This is a genomic window from Mesorhizobium sp. WSM4983, from assembly GCF_029625765.1.
In the GTDB taxonomy this organism is placed as follows: Bacteria; Pseudomonadota; Alphaproteobacteria; order Rhizobiales; family Rhizobiaceae; genus Mesorhizobium.
In genome coordinates this window covers 50566-68259 of record NZ_JARTVM010000002.1, presented here as the reverse complement: position 1 = coordinate 68259, position 17694 = coordinate 50566, and the positions used below count along the sequence as shown (strand labels likewise).

The 17694-nt window shown below is 63.9% G+C and carries 16 protein-coding genes and 1 tRNA gene; 1 reads left to right on the top strand and 16 read right to left on the bottom strand.

Going from position 1 to position 17694, the window contains the following annotated elements; translation table 11 throughout:
- Window positions 1-9: 9 nt before the first annotated feature.
- The 13 genes from P9254_RS07590 to P9254_RS07530 all read right to left on the bottom strand — a co-directional run bounded on the left by P9254_RS07590 (window position 10) and on the right by P9254_RS07530 (window position 14840).
- The gene (locus P9254_RS07590) at window positions 10-327 is read right to left on the bottom strand and encodes a Dabb family protein (RefSeq protein ID WP_095778826.1); all 318 of its coding nucleotides are present in this window, start codon (window positions 325-327) and stop codon (window positions 10-12) included.
- Window positions 328-337: 10 nt separating this feature from the next.
- A complete protein-coding gene (locus tag P9254_RS07585) occupies window positions 338-1966 on the bottom strand; it encodes a GMC family oxidoreductase (protein ID WP_278053049.1) in 1629 nt (542 codons plus the stop codon).
- Window positions 1967-1978: 12 nt separating this feature from the next.
- Complete coding sequence (locus tag P9254_RS07580; protein WP_278053048.1) at window positions 1979-2740, bottom strand: 3-ketoacyl-ACP reductase; 762 nt, start codon at window positions 2738-2740, stop codon at window positions 1979-1981.
- Entirely contained in the window at window positions 2737-4239 is a 1503-nt protein-coding gene (locus tag P9254_RS07575; protein ID WP_278053047.1) for an FAD-dependent oxidoreductase, read from the bottom strand. Before P9254_RS07575 ends, P9254_RS07580 begins: the two co-directional genes overlap by 4 nt.
- A 107-nt stretch (window positions 4240-4346) precedes the next feature.
- Entirely contained in the window at window positions 4347-5462 is a 1116-nt protein-coding gene (locus tag P9254_RS07570) for an ABC transporter ATP-binding protein (protein ID WP_067002551.1), read from the bottom strand.
- A 23-nt stretch (window positions 5463-5485) separates the two neighbouring features.
- The gene (locus P9254_RS07565) at window positions 5486-6430 is read right to left on the bottom strand and encodes a carbohydrate ABC transporter permease (protein WP_067002549.1); all 945 of its coding nucleotides are present in this window, start codon (window positions 6428-6430) and stop codon (window positions 5486-5488) included.
- Entirely contained in the window at window positions 6427-7386 is a 960-nt protein-coding gene (locus P9254_RS07560) for a carbohydrate ABC transporter permease (RefSeq protein WP_067002547.1), read from the bottom strand. Before P9254_RS07560 ends, P9254_RS07565 begins: the two co-directional genes overlap by 4 nt.
- A gap of 186 nt (window positions 7387-7572) precedes the next feature.
- On the bottom strand, window positions 7573-8826 hold the full coding sequence (locus P9254_RS07555; RefSeq protein WP_067002546.1) for an ABC transporter substrate-binding protein: 1254 nt from the start codon (window positions 8824-8826) through the stop codon (window positions 7573-7575).
- A gap of 59 nt (window positions 8827-8885) precedes the next feature.
- Complete coding sequence (locus tag P9254_RS07550; RefSeq protein ID WP_095777114.1) at window positions 8886-10397, bottom strand: aldehyde dehydrogenase family protein; 1512 nt, start codon at window positions 10395-10397, stop codon at window positions 8886-8888.
- 10 nt (window positions 10398-10407) lie between these two features.
- Window positions 10408-11184, bottom strand: coding sequence for an enoyl-CoA hydratase/isomerase family protein (locus tag P9254_RS07545; RefSeq protein WP_067327025.1), 777 nt, complete (start codon window positions 11182-11184; stop codon window positions 10408-10410).
- Window positions 11177-12778: an acyl CoA:acetate/3-ketoacid CoA transferase gene (locus P9254_RS07540; protein WP_278053042.1), complete on the bottom strand. Its 1602-nt coding sequence runs from the start codon at window positions 12776-12778 to the stop codon at window positions 11177-11179. The genes P9254_RS07545 and P9254_RS07540 overlap by 8 nt, the downstream gene beginning before the upstream one ends.
- Window positions 12775-13791 (bottom strand): Gfo/Idh/MocA family protein, encoded by a 1017-nt coding sequence (locus P9254_RS07535; protein WP_278053040.1) that lies wholly within the window; start codon window positions 13789-13791, stop codon window positions 12775-12777. The genes P9254_RS07540 and P9254_RS07535 overlap by 4 nt, the downstream gene beginning before the upstream one ends.
- Window positions 13788-14840 (bottom strand): LacI family DNA-binding transcriptional regulator, encoded by a 1053-nt coding sequence (locus P9254_RS07530; protein ID WP_095800485.1) that lies wholly within the window; start codon window positions 14838-14840, stop codon window positions 13788-13790. Before P9254_RS07530 ends, P9254_RS07535 begins: the two co-directional genes overlap by 4 nt.
- Window positions 14841-15070: 230 nt before the next feature.
- Here P9254_RS07530 and P9254_RS07525 point away from each other — a divergent pair, with 230 nt between their 5' ends.
- A complete protein-coding gene (locus P9254_RS07525) occupies window positions 15071-16225 on the top strand; it encodes a dihydrodipicolinate synthase family protein (RefSeq protein ID WP_278053039.1) in 1155 nt (384 codons plus the stop codon).
- 469 nt (window positions 16226-16694) lie between these two features.
- Here P9254_RS07525 and P9254_RS07520 read toward each other — a convergent pair whose 3' ends face one another.
- The 3 genes from P9254_RS07520 to cpdR form a co-directional block, all read right to left on the bottom strand.
- Window positions 16695-16868 (bottom strand): hypothetical protein, encoded by a 174-nt coding sequence (locus tag P9254_RS07520; RefSeq protein WP_156751095.1) that lies wholly within the window; start codon window positions 16866-16868, stop codon window positions 16695-16697.
- A 126-nt stretch (window positions 16869-16994) separates the two neighbouring features.
- Window positions 16995-17069, bottom strand: a tRNA-Val gene (locus tag P9254_RS07515).
- 215 nt (window positions 17070-17284) lie between these two features.
- Window positions 17285-17647, bottom strand: coding sequence for a cell cycle two-component system response regulator CpdR (cpdR, locus tag P9254_RS07510; RefSeq protein ID WP_006199474.1), 363 nt, complete (start codon window positions 17645-17647; stop codon window positions 17285-17287).
- Between the last annotated feature and the right edge of the window lie 47 nt (window positions 17648-17694).

Below are 17694 nucleotides of genomic sequence, written 5' to 3'. Positions count from 1 at the left end.
AACCGGCGGTCACATTTCCGTAAACTCCAAGTCGAGGACCATCAGCCCGTCGGTGCCCCCTTCGAGCGCGGCCACCAGGCGAGCGCCGGCGCGCTGATGCGCCTCGTGCGCCAAATAGGCGTCCCGGGCGGCAGCATCGCGGAAATCGATGGTAAAGCCATGGCCGAAACCGCGCGCGAACGGCTCCGGGCTGACATTGGCGCTGAAATGAACCTTGCCCATGCCGTCGATGGCCGAGCGCAGCGCTTCGAGATCGGCGTGAATCGCGGCGCGCTCGGCGGCGGAGGTGCCGTCGCCGAAGCGGACAAAGACGCAGTGGCGGATCATTGTTCTTCCCTCAAGCCGCCTTATTGCCCTTGAACACGGCCGGCGGCAGCGGCTCGCGTCCGAGGATCAGATCGGCGCCCTTCTCGCCGACCATGATGGTCGGCGCATTGGTGTTGGAGGAAGGGACACGCGGCATCACCGACGCGTCGCAGACCCGGAGGCCGTCGATGCCGCGCAGCCTGAGATCGGGCGCCACCACAGCCATCGCATCATGGCCCATGCGGCAGGTGCCGACGGGATGGTGATCGGTCTTGGACGCGCGGCAGGCATAGTCGAAGAGGTCGGCGTCGCTTTGCAGGGCAGGGCCGGGCAGCACCTCGCGCTGCACAAAAGGCTGCAGCGCCTTCTGCCGCATGATCTCGCGCGCCAGCCGCAGTCCCTTGATCGACATGTCGCGATCGTAGGAATCGGACCAGTAGTTCGGGTCGATCAGCGGATGATCGGCGGGATCGGCGCTCTTCAATCGCACGGTGCCGCGCGAGCGCGGGCGCAGGAAGGCGGAGTTCAGCGTCACGCCGGGATTGTTCAGCTTCTCGACCCCAGCCTCGATGCCGGAGCCGAGACCGAGATGGAACTGGATGTCGGGCGAGGCGGCGGTCGGATCGGCGTACCAGAAGCCGCCGGTCTCGAACAGGCTGGATGCGACAGGGCCCTTCTTCAAAAGCACGTATTGCAGGCCGGCCCACATCGTGCGGTGCAGCTTGGCATAGTTGTCATAGGTGTGGTCGCCGGTGCATTCGGCGATCACGAACAGGTCGAGATGGTCCTGCATGTTGGAGCCGACGCCGGGCAGGTCGTGGACCGGCGTGACGCCGACCGACTTCAGATGGTCGGCCGGGCCAATGCCGGATTGCATCAAAAGCTTCGGCGAGCCGATGGCGCCGGAGGAGACGATCACCTCGCGTTCGGCGCGCAGGATCGTCTTCTCTCCGCCCGGCCTGTCGACGATCTCGACGCCGATGGCGCGGCCTTTCTCGACGACGACGCGGGTGACGAGCATATCGGTCCTGACCGTCAGGTTCTTGCGGGCGCGGATAGGCTTCAGATAGGCGACCGAGGCGGAGGAGCGCCGCGCGTCCTTCTGGGTGAGCTGGTAATAGCCGACGCCTTCCTGGCTGGCGCCGTTGAAATCCGGATTGAAGGGGATTCCCATCTCCTGGCCGGCGCGGAAATAGGCCTCGCAGATCGGCAGCGGCGAGATCGGGTTGGAAACGCCGAGCGGCCCTTGGTCGCCGTGATAATCGTTGGCGAAGCGCTGGTTGTTCTCGGCGCGCTTGAAATAGGGCAGCACATCGCGATAGCCCCAGCCGGCCAAGCCCTCTTCCTTCTCCCAGGCGTCATAGTCGCGGGCGTTGCCGCGCGTGTAGATCTGGGCGTTGATCGACGAGCCGCCGCCGACAACCTTGGCTTGGGTGTACCAGAAGACGCGGTCCTTCATGTGCTTCTGCGGAACCGTCGACCAGCCCCAGGAAGCGATGCCCTTGGTCATCTTGGCGAAGCCTGCCGGCATGTGGATCAGCGGGTGCCAATCCTTGCCGCCGGCTTCGAGCAGCAGCACCGAATTGGTCGGCTCCTCGCTCAGCCGGTTGGCCAGCACGCAACCGGCCGGTCCGGCGCCAACGATGATGTAGTCAGCCATGGTTCCACTCACTCACAGACGAGGCACGGAGAGCGCGCCGTCGACATCGATGACCGATCCGGTTGCAAAGCCGAATTTTCCGCTCGCTAGTGCGGCCACCACAGCGCCGATATCGGCGCGCTCGCCCCACCGTTTGGCCGGAACCAACCCGCCTTCTATCAGCGCGTCATATTTGGCGGATACGCCTGCCGTCATGTCGGTGCGGATGATGCCCGGCCGCACCTCGAACACGCCGATGTTTTCCGCGGCGAGCCGCAGCGCCAGGTTCTTCACCCACATCGAAAGCCCTGCCTTTGAGATGCAGTAGTCGGCGCGCTCCGGCGAGGCCATTGTCGCGCTGACCGAGGTGATGGTGACGATCGACCTCGCAAAGCTGGCGGGTGTCGCCAGCATCGCCTTGGCGACGGCCTGGCTGAGGAACACCGTGCCGCGCAGATTGATATTTAGCTCGTGGTCGAAATTATCAGGCTTCAATTCCAGAAGGTCGCCGCGCACGACGGCGCCTATGCCGGCGTTGTTGACGAGGCAATCGATGCTGCCGAAGGCGTCCACCGCCGCCGCGACCAGTTTTGGATGGCCGGCGAGATCAGCGATGTCACAGCTGGCATAGGCAAACTTCGCGCCGCGCGCGGCGATGCTTTCGGCAAGTCCATCAGCCGGTTTGTCCGCAAGGTCGGCAACAAGAATATTGAAGCCGGCATCGGCCAGCGCCTCGGCGCAGGCAAGGCCGATGCCGCGCGCGCCGCCGGTGACGATGGCTGCCGGGCGGGTCATGCCGCGAACTCCGTCTTGCGGATATGGTCTGCCACGCGCAGCGCCTGGGCTGCGATCGACAGCGCCGGATTGACCGCCGCCGAGGTCGGCAGGAAGCCGGCGTCCACGACGAACAGGTTCTTATGGTCGTAAGCACGACAGAACGTATCGAGTGGCGCCGTCGCGGGGTCGTTGCCCATCCGCACGGTGCCGCACTGGTGCGAGGGCGTGCGCTTGTCGAACGGGCGCGACAGCACGATCGGGTAACCGCAGGCGCGGAAGTTTTCGCGCATCACCGTGGTCAGGCCTTCCAGCGACTGCATGTTGGAGCGCCGCCACTGCATGACGATCTCCTTGCCGTCGACCAGGATGCGGCTTTCAGGATCGGGCAGGTCCTCGCACATCAGGTACCAGTCGACGGCGTGGCCGGCCATGAAATCGAGCGCGAATCTTGGCGCCAGCTTCACATTGGCCCGCAGCATGTTGCCGTCGATCTTGCCGAGCAGTTGCACATTGCCCAGCGGCTTGCCGCCCTTGCCGCCCGACAGGTAATAGTCGTTGAGCATCAGCGTCTTCTGGTAGACGGCGTCGTTGCGGCGGCGCGGGTCGATCGCCAGCATCGCGCTGGAATTGTGGTTCATGAAATTGCGGCCGACCTGGTGGGAACTGTTGGCGACGCCTTTGCCGTTTGTCGAGGGCGAGCGCAGCAGGATCACGGCGGAGTTGATCGCGCCGGCCGATAGGATGACCAGCTTCGGCGAGAGCGTCCTTTGCGCGCCGTTCTGCGTGTAATGAATGGCGGCAATCGATTTGCCGTCCGGCGAGGCCTCGAGCCAGTCGACATGGGCGCCGGTTTCGAGCTTGATGTTCTTGTCATTGAGCGCCGCCGCCAGAGGCCCGGTCTGGGCGTCGACCTTGCCTTGCCCGGTGTTCGGAAAAGCATCCCAGCCGGTCTTGCCCTCCTTCAGCCAGGCTTCGATGTCGACGCCGAGCGGCAGCGAGGCAGGATGCAGGCCGAGGCCTTTGAGCTCGGCGCGGGCACGCGCGATCGAAGGTTCGTCGGGCACCGGCTTGAAGGCATAGGGAATCGAATGGAACGGCTCGGTCGGATCCTCGCCGAGCGCGCCGCGCACGCGGAAAAGCTGCTCGGCCTTCGAATACCAGGGTTCGAACTCGTCATAGGAAAACGGCCAGGCCGGCGAGACACCGCCGAAATGCTCCAACTCGGAGAAATCCTCCTTGCGGTAGCGGATCAGCACCGCGCCGAAAAATTTCGAGTTGCCGCCGACATAATAGTAATTGCCGGGGTTGAACGCGGCGCCGCCGGCCTCGCGCCACATCTCCTTCGGCCGGTAATGCCCGTCGACGAAGATCGAGCGCGTCGAGCGCGCATGCGGCGTCGCGGGCAGCGGTTCACCGCGTTCCAGGATCAGGATCGAGGCGCCGCTGCCGGCCAAGCCGGAGGCGATCGTGGCGCCGCCGATGCCGGAGCCGATGATGACGATATCCGGATTTGTCATGGTCTAAAGCGCATCGTGTTTGAACTGACCGGGACCACGCGCTTTAGATCTTTGTCTTGACGCATGTCGCTGCCCCAAAACCGGATCCACTTTTTGGGCGACATGCATCAGAGAATGCGCTTCTCGGTCGCCGGATCGAAGAACACCGCCTTGCTGAGATTGAAGGCCAGCGGCGTGCTGGTGCCGGGCTGGATCCTGGCGTCGGCGCGCAGCCGCGCCACCACGCCCTTGCCGCCGAGATTGGTGACGGCGAACGTGTCCGATCCCGCCGGCTCGACCACTTCGATGTGGCAGTCGGCGGTGGCGATTTCGGATCCGTTGCGCTCGGCGCCTTCTGGATCGGTCAGCGCTTCCGGGCGCACGCCGAAGATGACCGGCTTGTCCTTGAAGGCCGCAAGGCCGGTCGGCGCGCCGGGCAGCGACAGCGTGATCGGCTGGCGCGCCTCACGATCGAGAACGACCGAGAGCCCGCTGCCATTGGCGCCGATCTTGGCCGGGATCAGGTTCATCGCCGGCGAGCCCATGAAATCGGCGACGAAGACATTGGTGGGGTTGTTGTAGACTTCGGCCGGCGTGCCGAACTGCTGTACCTCGCCGTCGCGCATCACGGCGATCTTGGTCGCCAGCGTCATCGCCTCGATCTGGTCGTGGGTGACATAGACGATCGTGGTGCCGGTCGTGGCGTGCAGGCGCTTGATCTCGATGCGCATGTCGACGCGCAGCTTGGCGTCGAGATTGGAAAGCGGCTCATCGAACAGGAAGAGTTTCGGGTCGCGCACCAGCGCGCGGCCCATGGCGACGCGCTGGCGCTGGCCGCCGGAAAGCTGGCTGGGCTTGCGGTTGAGAAGATGACCGATCTGCAGGATCTTTGCCACCTTGTCGATCGCCGCCTGGCGCTCCGCCGCCGGCACGCCGCGCATCTCCATGCCGAAGGCGATGTTTCCGGCAACCGTCATGTTCGGATAGAGCGCGTAGCTCTGGAAGACCATGGCGATGTCGCGCTTCGAGGGATGCAGATCGTTGATGGCGCGGCCGTCGACGCGGATCTGGCCCTCGGTGATGGTTTCCAGCCCGGCGATGGTGTTGAGCAGCGTGGACTTGCCGCAGCCGGACGGGCCGACCAGCACCAGGAAGCCGCCCTTTTCGAGCTCGACATCGATGCCTTTCAGGATCTCGACATTCCCGAAGCGCTTCTTCAGCCCATCAATTTCCAGAAAAGCCATGGTCGTTCCTTCAGAAAATAGGGTCAGCCCTTGACCGCGCCGGCCATCAGCCCGCGCACGAAATAGCGGCCGGCGACGACATAGACGATCAGGGTGGGGAGCGCGGCAATCATCGCCGCGGCCATGTTGACGTTGTACTCGACGACGCCGGTCGAGGTGTTGACGACATTGTTGAGCGCCACCGTCATCGGCATCACGTCGCCGGTGCCGGCGTAAGCGGAAGCGAACAGGAAGTCGTTCCAGATGTTGGTGAACTGGTAGATGACGGTGACGACGAAGATCGGCATCGAGTTCGGCAGCATGATGCGGCGGAAGATCTGGAAGAAGGAGGCGCCGTCGACCTGCGCCGCCTTCACCAGTTCGGTCGGGAAGGCCTCGTAATAGTTGCGGAAGAACAGCGTGGTGAAGCCGAGGCCGTAGACCACATGGACGAAGGCCAGGTTGACCGTCGAGTTGCCGAGGCCGAAGTTGAACCCCGTCGCGTTCTGCAGGCTGGCGCCGAAGCGGCCGATGCTGCCGAGGATGGTCGCCATTGGCAAGAGCACCGACTGGAACGGAATGAAGCAGGCAAACAGCATCATCGCGAAGACCAGCGTGTGGCCGCGGAAGCGCCATTTGGTCAGCACATAGCCGTTGAGAGCGCCGAGCAGCGTCGAGATCAGCACCGCCGGCACCACCATCTTGATGGAGTTCCAGAAGTAGCCCTTGATGCCGGCACAAGTCAGGCCGACGCAGGTTTCGCCCCAGGCCTTGAACCATGGCGCGATGGTCGGCGACTGCGGCAGCGCCAGCATATTGCCGTTCTGGATCTCATCCATGGTCTTGAACGAGGTGACCAGCATGACGAAGAGCGGCATCAGGTAGAACAGCGCGAACAGCGCGAGCAGCCCGTAGATTACGATGCGGTTGATCGTCCTGGCGCTGACGCCGCTCGATGCCTGGCGGGCCGGTGAGGTGACGGCGCTCATCGCGGCTTCTCCCTGAGCTCGGAATAGAGATAAGGCACGATGATCGCGGTCAGCGTCATCAGCATGATCACCGCGCTCGCCGAGCCCACCGCCATCTCGTTGCGCTTGAAGGTGAACTCATACATGAAGTTGGAGGGCAGCCAGGCCGAGCCGCCCGGTCCGCCGCTGGTCAGCGCCACGACAAGGTCATAGGACTTGATGGCCAGATGCGCGAGCACGATGAAGGCCGACAGGAACACCGGCCTGAGCAGCGGAATAACGATGCGGCGGTAGAGCTGGAAGGTGGTGGCGCCATCGATCTGCGCGGCCTTCATGATCTCACCGTCGATGCCGCGAAGCCCGGCCAGAAACATCGCCATGATGAAGCCGGAAGCCTGCCAGACGCCGGCGATCACCACCGTGTAGATGACGAAATCCTTGTTCTTGATCCAGTCGAAATGGAAGCTCGTCCAGCCCCATTGGTGTAGGGTCTGCTCGAGACCGAGGCCGGGGTCGAGGAACCACTTCCAGGCGACGCCAGTGACGATGAAGGAGAGCGCCATCGGATAGAGATAGATCGGCCGCAGCATGCCTTCGCCGCGGATCTTCTGGTCGAGCAGGATGGCCAGGAAGAGGCCGAGCGCCAGGCAGATCAGGATGTAGAGGAAGCCGAAAATCCCCATGTTGGTGATCGAGGTGTACCAGCTCGACGGCGGGTCGCTCTCGAAGGTCCAGCGCCACAGCCGCTGATAGGCGCGGGCGCCGGTGATGTCGTAGGATGGGAAGGTCTTGGAATTGGTGAACGACAGATAGATCGTCCACAGGATGAAGCCATAGACGAAGACGATCGTCGCCGCGAAGCTCGGCGCCAGGACGATCTTCGGCAACAGGTCCTGCAATCGCGAGCGGACGGAGGCGCCAGGACGGGCGTCATGTTCCGGCGTCAGCTTGATTTGGGTTTCGGCGACTGTGCTCATCGGCTCATCCAGTACCGGTTATTGGGGACCAGCCAGCGTGCGGCGCACACCAGGCAGCAATCCCGTATATCGTCTCGACAGGAGACCTCCCCCGCCGGAGCGGGGGAGACTCGAGTGGTTTTGTTTATGCAATTCCGAACGGAAAACCGCTATGCACTTTTCCTGGAATTGCTCCAGCAAAACGCCTTACTTGGCGTCGTCGATCGCCTTGACCAATTCGGTCACGGCTTCGTCCGAGGTCTTGATCTGGCCATGGACGAACTTCGAGATGACGTCCTTGTAGGCGTTGGCGACAGCCGGGGGCGCGCCGTAGCCCTGGGCCAACGAGCCGAACAGCTTGCCGCCTTCGTTAGCCGCCTTAAGGTCGGCGATGCCCTTCTTGCCGCAAGCATCGAAGTCGGTGTCCGGCACGTCGGTGCGGGCGGGGACCGAGCCCTTCACGACGTTGAAAGCCGACTGGAAGCTCTTCGACAGGGTGGCGGTGGCCAGAGCGACCTGGGCGGCCTTGCGGTCGTCCGGAACGTTGAACATGCCGAACATGTCGGAGTTGTAGATCACCGAGCCGTCGGTGCCCGGGAAGCGGTAGCAGAGGAAGTCCGTGCCCGGCGTCTTGTTGGCGGCGTGGAATTCGCCCTTGGCCCAGTCGCCCATGACCTGAACCAGCGCATCGCCCTTGATGACCATGGCGGTGGCGAGGTTCCAGTCGCGGCCCGAGAAGTTCGGGTCGACATAGGTGACGAGCTTGGCGAGGTTGTCGAACGACTTCTTCATCGTGTCGGACTTGAGCGACTCCTCATCGAGGTCGTTCATCGCCTTCTTGTAGAATTCCGGTCCGCCGGTCGACAGCACGACGGAGTCGAACATGGTCGCTTCCTGCCAGTTCTGGCCGCCGAGCGCCAGCGGGATGACGCCAGCGGCCTTGGCCTTGTCGAGCAGGGCGATGAAGTCGTCGAAGGTCTTCGGCTCGGTGCCGCCGATCTTGTCCATCACGGCCTTGTTGATCCACAGCCAGTTGACCGAGTGGACGTTGACCGGAGCCGCGACCCACTTGCCGTCATAGACGGAGAACTTCTGCAGGGCGGCCGGAACGCTCTTGTCCCAGCCTTCCTTCTTGGCGGTCTCGGTGAGGTCGCCCATGACGCCAGCAGCGGCATAGTCGAGCACGGTGTAGCCCAGCATCTGCGAGGCAGTCGGATAGTTGCCGGCCGCGACCATCGCCTTCAGAGCGGTCATGGCGGCGTCGCCGCCGCCGCCGGCCACCGGCACGTCCTTCCAGGCATAGCCTTCCTTGGCCAGATCCTGCTTCAGCACGTTCAGAGCAGCCGCTTCGCCGCCCGACGTCCACCAATGCAGCATCTGCACTTCCTTGACGTCCGCGGCATGCGCCGAGAACGCAAAGCTCGTCGCAAGAGCCGTTCCGATAAGCAGTTTGCGCAACATGTACTACCTCCCTTGTTGCATTCACATAACCGGCGGGGTGACCGCCGGGGTCTCCCAACTCAGCCGAGCCACCATCCGGTGCGCTGGCCGCGATGAAACTGGATTGTCTTTTCCTCGGTATAGTCCTCGACGGCGCGTTTGCCGAGTTCGCGTCCGAGACCGGATTGCTTGTAGCCGCCGAAGGGCAGTTCGGGATAACCCTCCATGAACGTATTCACCCAAACCGTCCCCGAACGCACACCGCGCGCCACCGACATACATGTGTCGATGCTGGCGCTCCACACTCCCGCAGACAGACCATAGGGCGTGTTGTTGGCGATGTGCAATGCCCTTTCAATCGTTTCAAAAGTGAGCACGGACAGCACCGGCCCGAAGACTTCCTCGCGCGCGATTTCCATGTCCTCGGTAACGTTGCGGACAATGGTCGGATCGAGATACTGGCCGGCGTTGGAGGCGAGCTGTCCGCCGCCGCTGAAGACGCTGCCGCCGCCGGTTTTGGCCGCCTTCACATATCCGGCTACCTTCGCCATATGGTCGGCCGAGATCATCGCGCCGACCTTGGTGCGGTCGTCAAGCGGATCGCCGACTTTCACCCTCTCGGCCAGCGCCTTGACTGCGCCGAGAAAGTCGTCCGCGATCGCCTCATGCACGATCAGCCGACTGCCGGCATTGCAGCATTCGCCGGCGTTGAAGAAGCCGCCGAAGACTGCGGCATCCGCCGCTGCTTCGAGATCGGCGTCGGGAAAGACGATCTGGCCGTTCTTGCCGCCGAGCTCCATCGACACCTTCTTCAGCGAACTGGACGCCGCCGCCATGGTCATCTTGCCGACGCGGGTCGAGCCGGTGAAGGACACCATCTCAACCAGCGGATGGCTGACCATTGGCGCGCCGACATCGCTACCCAGGCCAGCGAGGATGTTGACGACACCCGTCGGCAGGCCGGCCTGCAGCAGGATATCGCCGAGCACGAAGGTCGACGCCGAGGTCATCTCGCTCGGCTTGACCACGGCAGTGCAGCCGGCGGCGAGCGCGAAGGGCAGTTTCTGGCTGACGATCAGGAAGGGAAAATTCCACGGCGTGATGATCGAGACGACGCCGATCGGCTCGCGCAGCACCACGCCCAGCATGTCATCGCCGAGATTGGCATAGCTCTCGCCATGGAGCGTGCGAGCAAGCGAAGCGGCATAGCGCCAGATGTCGACGGCGCCGCCGATCTCGCCGCGCGCCTGCGCGATCGGCTTGCCGGATTCCAACGCGTCGAGCCTGGCAATCTCTTCCAGTCGGCCCTCGATCAGATCGGCCGCTTTGAGCAGCACCGCGGCGCGTTCCGACGCCTTCATGCGCGGCCATGCGCCGGCCTCGAAGGCCTTGTGAGCTGCCTGCACCGCAGCGTCGACTTCCGCAGCACCCGCCTGCGCATAGCGTGAAACCGCAAAACCGTGGCCGGGACTGTTGCGTTCGATCGTGCGGCCGTCCCGGGCATCGACATGTTTGCCGTCGATCAGAAGCTTGTAGCTCTTCGGCGCCTGAGACGCTTCGACCGGCATGGAAATGTTAAGCGGTGCGTTCATCGTATCTTCTCTAGGATCTCGAAAAGTCCGGCTTGTGCCTGGCCTTGAAGGCGCCGACACCGGCCTTGAGGTCGCCGGTGAGCGCAATGAAGCCGCTGGCCAGCGCTTCCGTGGCGGCGGCGTCTTCCTCGCCTTCGGCAATGCCGATCATCAGCTTGGCGGCCTCGGTTGCGAGCGGACCACGCTCGGCGATCTTTTCTCCCCAGGCTTTTGCTTCATCCAAGGCCTTGCCGGTTTCGACGACGCGGTCGACGACGCCGAGGGCGAGCGCCTCGTTCGCCAGAAAAATCTCGCCGCCAAGCGCCATGCGCCGCACGATCTGTGCACCGAAGCGGCGCACAGCGCGCTGCGTACCAGACCAGCCGGGCACGACGCCGATCGAGGTCTCGGGAAAGCCGAGCTTGATCTGGGTTTCGGCGACGCGAAAATCGCAGGCGGCGGCCAATTCCAAGCCGCCGCCCAGCGCATGGCCGGACAGCACGGCGATTGTCGGTTGCCGAAGCCGCGCCAGCCGGTCGAAGACACGATGGCCGTAGCGCACCCATTGAACCTGGAAATCGGCGGCGCTTAATTGTGCCCAGGCCTCGACGTCGCCGCCGGCGCAGAAACCCTTGCCTTCGCCGCTGATGAGCACGACACGGACACCCTCGGCCAGTTCGGCCTTGTCGAGTGCGGCTTCGAGCGCGCGCAGCATCGGAATGTCGAGCGCGTTGAACTTTTCCGGCCGCCTGAGCGTCACGGTACCGATCACGCCATCCTGCTCGAAGGTGACGAGGCGCTCAGCCATGCGCGCCTCCAAGCGAAGCGCCGCCGTTGAGCGACAGGCCGATCGGCCGATCTTGATAGAGCGAGGCCGGCGTGAACTTGAGGTCGTTTGCGACGGAGAGCGGAGTGTCGGCCTGCGCCAGCACATCGCGTTCGAGATCGATGCCGGGCGCCAGCTCGGTCACCATCAGCCCGGCCTGGGTCAGCTTCATCACACAGCGTTCGGTGACATAGGTGATGTCCTGGCCTTGCGCGACCGCGCGCTTGCCGGAGAAGGAGATGTGCTCGACCTCCTCGACGATCTTTTTCACCTTGCCTTCCTGGTCGATGCGGAGGGCGCCGTTCGCCAGCGAAAGCTTGGCGCCAGCATTGAAGAAGCCGGAGAAGACGATCTTCTTCGCCCGCGCGGTGATATCGACGAAGCCGCCGGCGCCGGCCGTCACATGCGGTCTCGCCGAAAGCTTCGACACGTTGACCGAGCCGTGGCGGTCGATCTGCAGGAAGGACAGGAGCGAGGCGTCAAAGCCGCCGGCCTGGAAATAGATGAACTGGTGCGGCGAGGGCATGATCGCCTCGGCATTCGAGGCGCAGCCGAACTTGAAGTCGAGCAGCGGCACGCCGCCGACCGCGCCCTGCTCGATCACCCAGGTGACCTTGCCGTGCTGGCCTTCCTCGAGAAGAATGCGCGGCACGTTGGCGGAGATGCCGAAGCCGATATTGACGGCCATGCCGTCGCGCAACTCCATGGCGACGCGGCGCGCGATCACCTTCTGGATGTTCATCTCCGGGGTGCGGAAGGTGGAGAGCGGCCGGAAGATCTCGCCCGAGATCGCCGGGTCGTAAGCCGTCTGCGTCGTCTGCAGCTGATCGGGCGCGACCACGATATGGTCGACCAAGACGCCGGGCACGCGCACATCGTGCGGCTTGAGGGTTCCGTTCTCGACGATGCGCTTAACCTGCGCAATGACGATGCCGCCATTGTTGCGGGCAGCCAATGCCTGTTCGAGACCGCCGAGATAGGCGCCCTCATGCTCGTAGGTGAGATTGCCGCGCTCGTCGGCGGAGGTGGCGCGGATGATCGAGACGTTGGGGACAATGGCGCGGAAGTAGAGCCACTCCTCGCCATCGAACTGTTGCACCGAAACGATCGGCTCTCTGGCGGCGGCATTCATGGCGCAGCCCTGGTGGCGCGGGTCGGCGAAGGTGTCGAGGCCGACCTTGGTTAGCACGCCGGGACGCTTGGCGGCCGCCTCGCGATGCATGTCGAACAGGATGCCCGAGGGCACGTTGTAAGCCGCGACCGAGTTGTCGCCGATCATCTGCCAGATCCGCGGCGGCTCGGCGGAGGAGGGGCCGGATGGATAGGAGCCGCAGAGCGTGCGCTTGAGCAGGCCAGGCTTGGCGAGATGGTCGATGCCCTTGATGCCGTACATGTCGCCGGCGGCGATCGGGTGCAGCGTGGTGATCGCTCTCGGATGCCCTTCCGCATCGAAGCGCTCGCCGATCGCGGCGAGCACGGCGTCGGGGCAGCCGAGGCCGCTCGAGGACGACACCGAGACAACCATGCCGTCCTTGATCAGGCTGGCGGCATGCGCTGCCGTGACGAGCTTGCTCACGCGAGGCTCCCGAGTTGCGGATCGATGATCACGGCCTTGCCGGTCTTCGATGATTGCAGTGCTGCTTCGGCGGATGCCAGCGACCAAATGCCGTCCTCGCCGGTGGCCGAAGGCTGGCCTTCGCCGCGGATCGCGGCATGGAACTGGCGCAGCGAGCGGGTGTAGAGGTCCTCGCGATCGAAGTTCAGCTCTTCCTCGCCATTTGCAGTGCGCAGCAGCACCGAGCCGACCGGCTTCTGCGTCATCACATCGGTGGCGATCAGCGAGCCCTCCGACCCATGCACTTCGAAACCGATGCCGGCGAACTTGGTCGTGAAGCCTTCATGCGATTGCGCAATGACGCCGGACTTGAAGCGCCAGATGCACATCGCGCCGTCCTCCAGCCCGCCGCCGGCCATGCCGGCCGACTGTGTGAAGGCCGAGATCTCGACCGGATCGTCGCCGAGCACGAAGCGCAGCGTGTCTGCATCGTGCACCGTGATGTCGAGCACCACGCCGCCCCCGGCTTCGGGCCTGGTGATGCGCCAGCCCTGCAGGCTTTCAGGCAGATAGACGGAATGGAAGACACGCGCGGCGATCGGTTTGCCGATACGGCCGGTTGCGATTGCCTCGCGCATCGCCCGGTGCGCGCCGGCATTGCGCAGATGATGGTTGGTGCCGAACACGATGCCGGCTTTCCTAGCCGCCGCGACCATCTTGCGCGCATCGGCGCTGGTCAGCGCCAACGGCTTTTCGCAGAGCACATGCTTGCCGGCCTTGATGGCGGCCAGCCCCTGTTCGAGATGCAGCTCATTGGTGGTCGAGATGTAGACGGCATCAATGTCCGAGCCAAGCAGCGCATCGAGCGTCGAGACGGCTTTAGGAATGCCGTTTTCCTTGGCGTAGCCTTGAGCCCGCTCTGCGCTGGAGCTCATCACGGCGGCAACCGCGCCGTCGGCCTGCGCGCGAATGGCGTTGACCATGAACTGCCTGGCGATCGTGCTCGCGCCGATCAGGCCCCATCTCACGCTCATGCCGCGTCTCCCATTCCAGTGCCGTGCGCGCTGCGGCTCGGGCCGCAGCTTTCCCTGACGACGAGGCTGACCGCGCCGATATGGTCCTCGGCGCGCGTCGTGCGCGACTGGATCATCTTCAGCATGACGTGCGCGGCGCGCTCGCCAAGGCCTGGGGTGTCGACGGCGACGCTGGTCAGCGCCGGCATGTAGTGCTCGGCTTCGGCCACGTCGTCGAAACCGACCACGGCGAAGTCGGCCCCGGCCTCCAGGCCGCGCTTGCGCAGCGCGAGCATGACGCCGAAAGCGACGGCGTCGTTGAAGCAAAGCGCGGCTGTCGGCGGCTCGGCTGCCGCAAGCGCGGTCTCCAGGCAGGCCATGCCGCCTCTGCGGCTGGTCTCGCCTTCGACGATCGTCCGGTTGGCGGCCGGGATGCCAAGCGCCTCGCAAGCCTCGATGAAGCCGCCAAGCCTGTCGTGATAGACAACGAGGTCGGACGAACCGCCGAAGAAAGCCAGCCGGCGGTGGCCTTTGCCGATCAGATGCTGGGTGGCGAGATAGGCGCCGCGATGGTTGTCGGGCGCGATTGCCGGGATGCGGCTCTCGGGCAGGCGGCGCATGGCGAAGACGACCGGCACGCCGGCAGCCTCGATGCGGCGGAAGGCGCCGGGCGTGGTGCCGCGCGCCGGCGAGACGATCAGACCGGCGACGCCCTGTTCCAGCAGCGACTTCAGCACTTCTTCCTGGCGGACCGGATTTTCCGCGGTGTTGGCGATGAAGGGCACGATGCCTGCGGCCTGAAAGACGCGCTCCATGCCAACCGCCAGCTCGGCGAAGAAGGGGTTGGTGAGATCGTTGATCACCATGCCGATGACGTTGGAATGCGCCTTGCGCAGGTTGGCGGCGCCGCGGTTGTAGACATAGCCGACATCCTCGATCGCCTTGCGGACCTTGACCGCGGTCTCAGGCCGGATCAGCCCGCTGCCTTGCAGCACGAGCGATACCGTCGATTTGGACACGCCGGCCTCGCGGGCGATGTCCAGGATCGTCGCCTTGGCCCGGCTGGCCATATCCGTGCTTCCTCCGCGTCCGGCGCTAAAATTTATTGGAACGTTCTAAACATTGCGTCAAACCGGAGTCAACCGGGAATCATGTCGATTTCGAAAAATTGATCGATGGCCAGAAAATGTATGGGTTTAGGGCCGCAGCGCTGCGTTGGATCGCTTCAGTCGCAGGGATCATAAAGGTTCTTGATTTATTGGAACGTTCCATCTATAGGCTGCCACAAAGGGAGATTTCGATGGACATCATCCTGCCTGCGAAGAATGGCGATCGTGTCGGCTACCGGCTGGTCGGCCAACCGGCGCAGCCCAACATCGGCGCGGATTTCCCGCGCCTCGCCTATGCCGCCGCCCATGTCGTCGCCAACCCCTTCGCCATGACCGATCCCTGGTCGCGGCCGGCGGTCGACTGGGACAAGACCATGGCATTCCGTCATCATCTGTGGCGGCTCGGCTTCCGCATCGCCGAGGCGATGGACACCTCGCAGCGCGGCATGGGGTTCGACTGGGCGAGCGCGAAAGAACTGATCTGGCGCTCGATCGCCGAGGCGCGCACGGTGAAAGGCGCCGATCTCGCCTCCGGCGCCGGCACCGACCACCTGACGCCGGCCGCGGCAAGGACGCTCGACGATGTGATCCGAGCCTATGAGGAGCAGTTCGCCTTCATCGAAGGCGAGGGCGGCAAGGCGATCATGATGGCAAGCCGCGCGCTGGCGGCCGCGGCCAAAGGCCCGGACGACTATGCCCGCGTCTACGACCGGATCCTCAGCCAAGCCTCCGGCAAGGTGATCCTGCACTGGCTGGGCGACATGTTCGATCCGGCGCTCAAGGGCTATTGGGGCAGCAACGATTTCGATACCGCCTTGGACACCGTGGTCGCCATCATCGAGCGGCACGCCGACAAGGTCGAAGGCATAAAGATATCGCTGCTCGACGCCGGCAAGGAGGTGCTGCTGCGAGACCGCCTGCCTGAAGGCGTGGTGATGTTCACGGGTGACGACTTCAACTATCCGGAGTTGATCGCGGGCGACGGCAAGAGGCACTCGCATGCGCTGCTCGGCATCTTCGATGCCATCGCCCCGGTGGCCAACCCCGCGTTGGCCAGGCTCGCCGAGGGCGACCGGGCCGGCTATGACGCGCTGATGGCGCCGACCGTGCCGCTGTCGCGCAAGATCTTCGAAGCCCCGACGGAATATTACAAGGCAGGCATCGTTTTCATGGCCTGGCTGAATGGCCACCAGGATCACTTCACCATGGTCGGCGGCATGCAGTCGGCACGCGGCATCTGCCACTATGCCGATGTCTTCCGCCTCGCCGATCAGGCGGGGTTGCTGGCCGATCCTCACCTCGCCGTCGCCAGGATGAAAGCACTTTGCGCCGTCTCGGGCGTCTGAGAGGGATATGCCTCTCGCTTCCCCTGCCGCTGGCGAAAAGCGTAACCTGGATATCGGGCTTGGACCGGCAGCAGCCGAAATTCAGCTGGAAGGGGTTGGCACCGCCGTCGTCGACTATCAGGCCGACCGATCGGCAGTAGCGCATGTTCCCGCAGGCCGAGGTCTAGTCTAGACCCCAGTGACTTTGCGAGAAATCCGCTTCAACCGGTGCGGATCGATCTGCGGTTCTGTGTCGATGAGCTTCTGCCTCGAACGATTGATCACATCTCTCGTTTGGGCGAGGAGCTTCCTGTCGCTCTCGGCTTGAAGAGGGCGCGGGCGTGGATTGTCGGGAATTCGGTCTCGCACGACGCGTCTCGGGTCTCGGTTCAGACGGGAGCGCGGTCGCTGTCTCTCAGCCGGCAGCGTCCTTTGCTAGTTGCCGACGATGAAGGTTAACTTGCGAGCGTCAGATCAGTTGCACGGTGCGTTAGATCTTCTGGGCCTTGCCGGAATATCCAGGCTCGCTCTCGGGCCGATTGCACCGGATCCGTCGCGCTTGTTGCCGTTCGGCATCGACTTCGGCTCGAAGCCGATACCGCTCGGCGCGCAATTTGATGGAATCTATATAGACCTTCCAGAAACGGTCGTCGTCTTCGGCCATTGCAGCCAGTCCCCATTTGGCGTGCAACGGAACGCGTCCGCTTTGGTTCCGGAGTGCGGTTGGAAATCTTCGCCCCGGAGTTTCTGTGCCAATCGGCACATTGGGTTAGCTAAGTTATTGAAAGGATGGTGGGCGTGACAAGGATTGAACTTGTGACCCCTGCAATGTCAATGCAGTGCTCTCCCGCTGAGCTACACGCCCATCCGAAGCCGCGCATACACCACTTTTGGTCCGGCACGTCAATAGCAGGAACAAGAAAAGAAAGCTCCGTTTCGCCGCAGCGGCGGAAGCGCCGATGCCTAAAGCGCGTCGCGTCGAAACGGGTTCGAGTGACGCGCTTAGATCTTTGTTTTGTGGATGTCGTTTTCCCAGCCGCTGCGCCGTTTTGGACGACATGCGCCGGCCGGAAAAACCCTTTAGGCGGCCTGAAGCATCTTCTCGACCTCGTTGACGAGATCGCGCAGATGGAACGGCTTCGACAGCACCTTGGCGTCCTTGGGCGCCTTGGAATCCGGATTGAGCGCGACGGCAGCGAAGCCGGTGATGAACATGACCTTGAGATCCGGATCGATCTCAGTGGCGCGGCGGGCAAGCTCGATGCCGTCCATCTCCGGCATGACGATGTCGGTCAGAAGCAGCGAAAAAGGCTCCTCGCGCAGCCGCTCATAGGCGCTGGCGCCGTTGTCGAAATCGCTCACCTGGTAGCCGGCGCGTTCCAGCGCCTTGACGAGGAACCGGCGCATATCGTCGTCGTCTTCCGCCAGAAGAATGCGTGCCATCGTATCCCGTCCGAATCACCCGCCCCAAGCCTGCCGCCGGGCAAGCC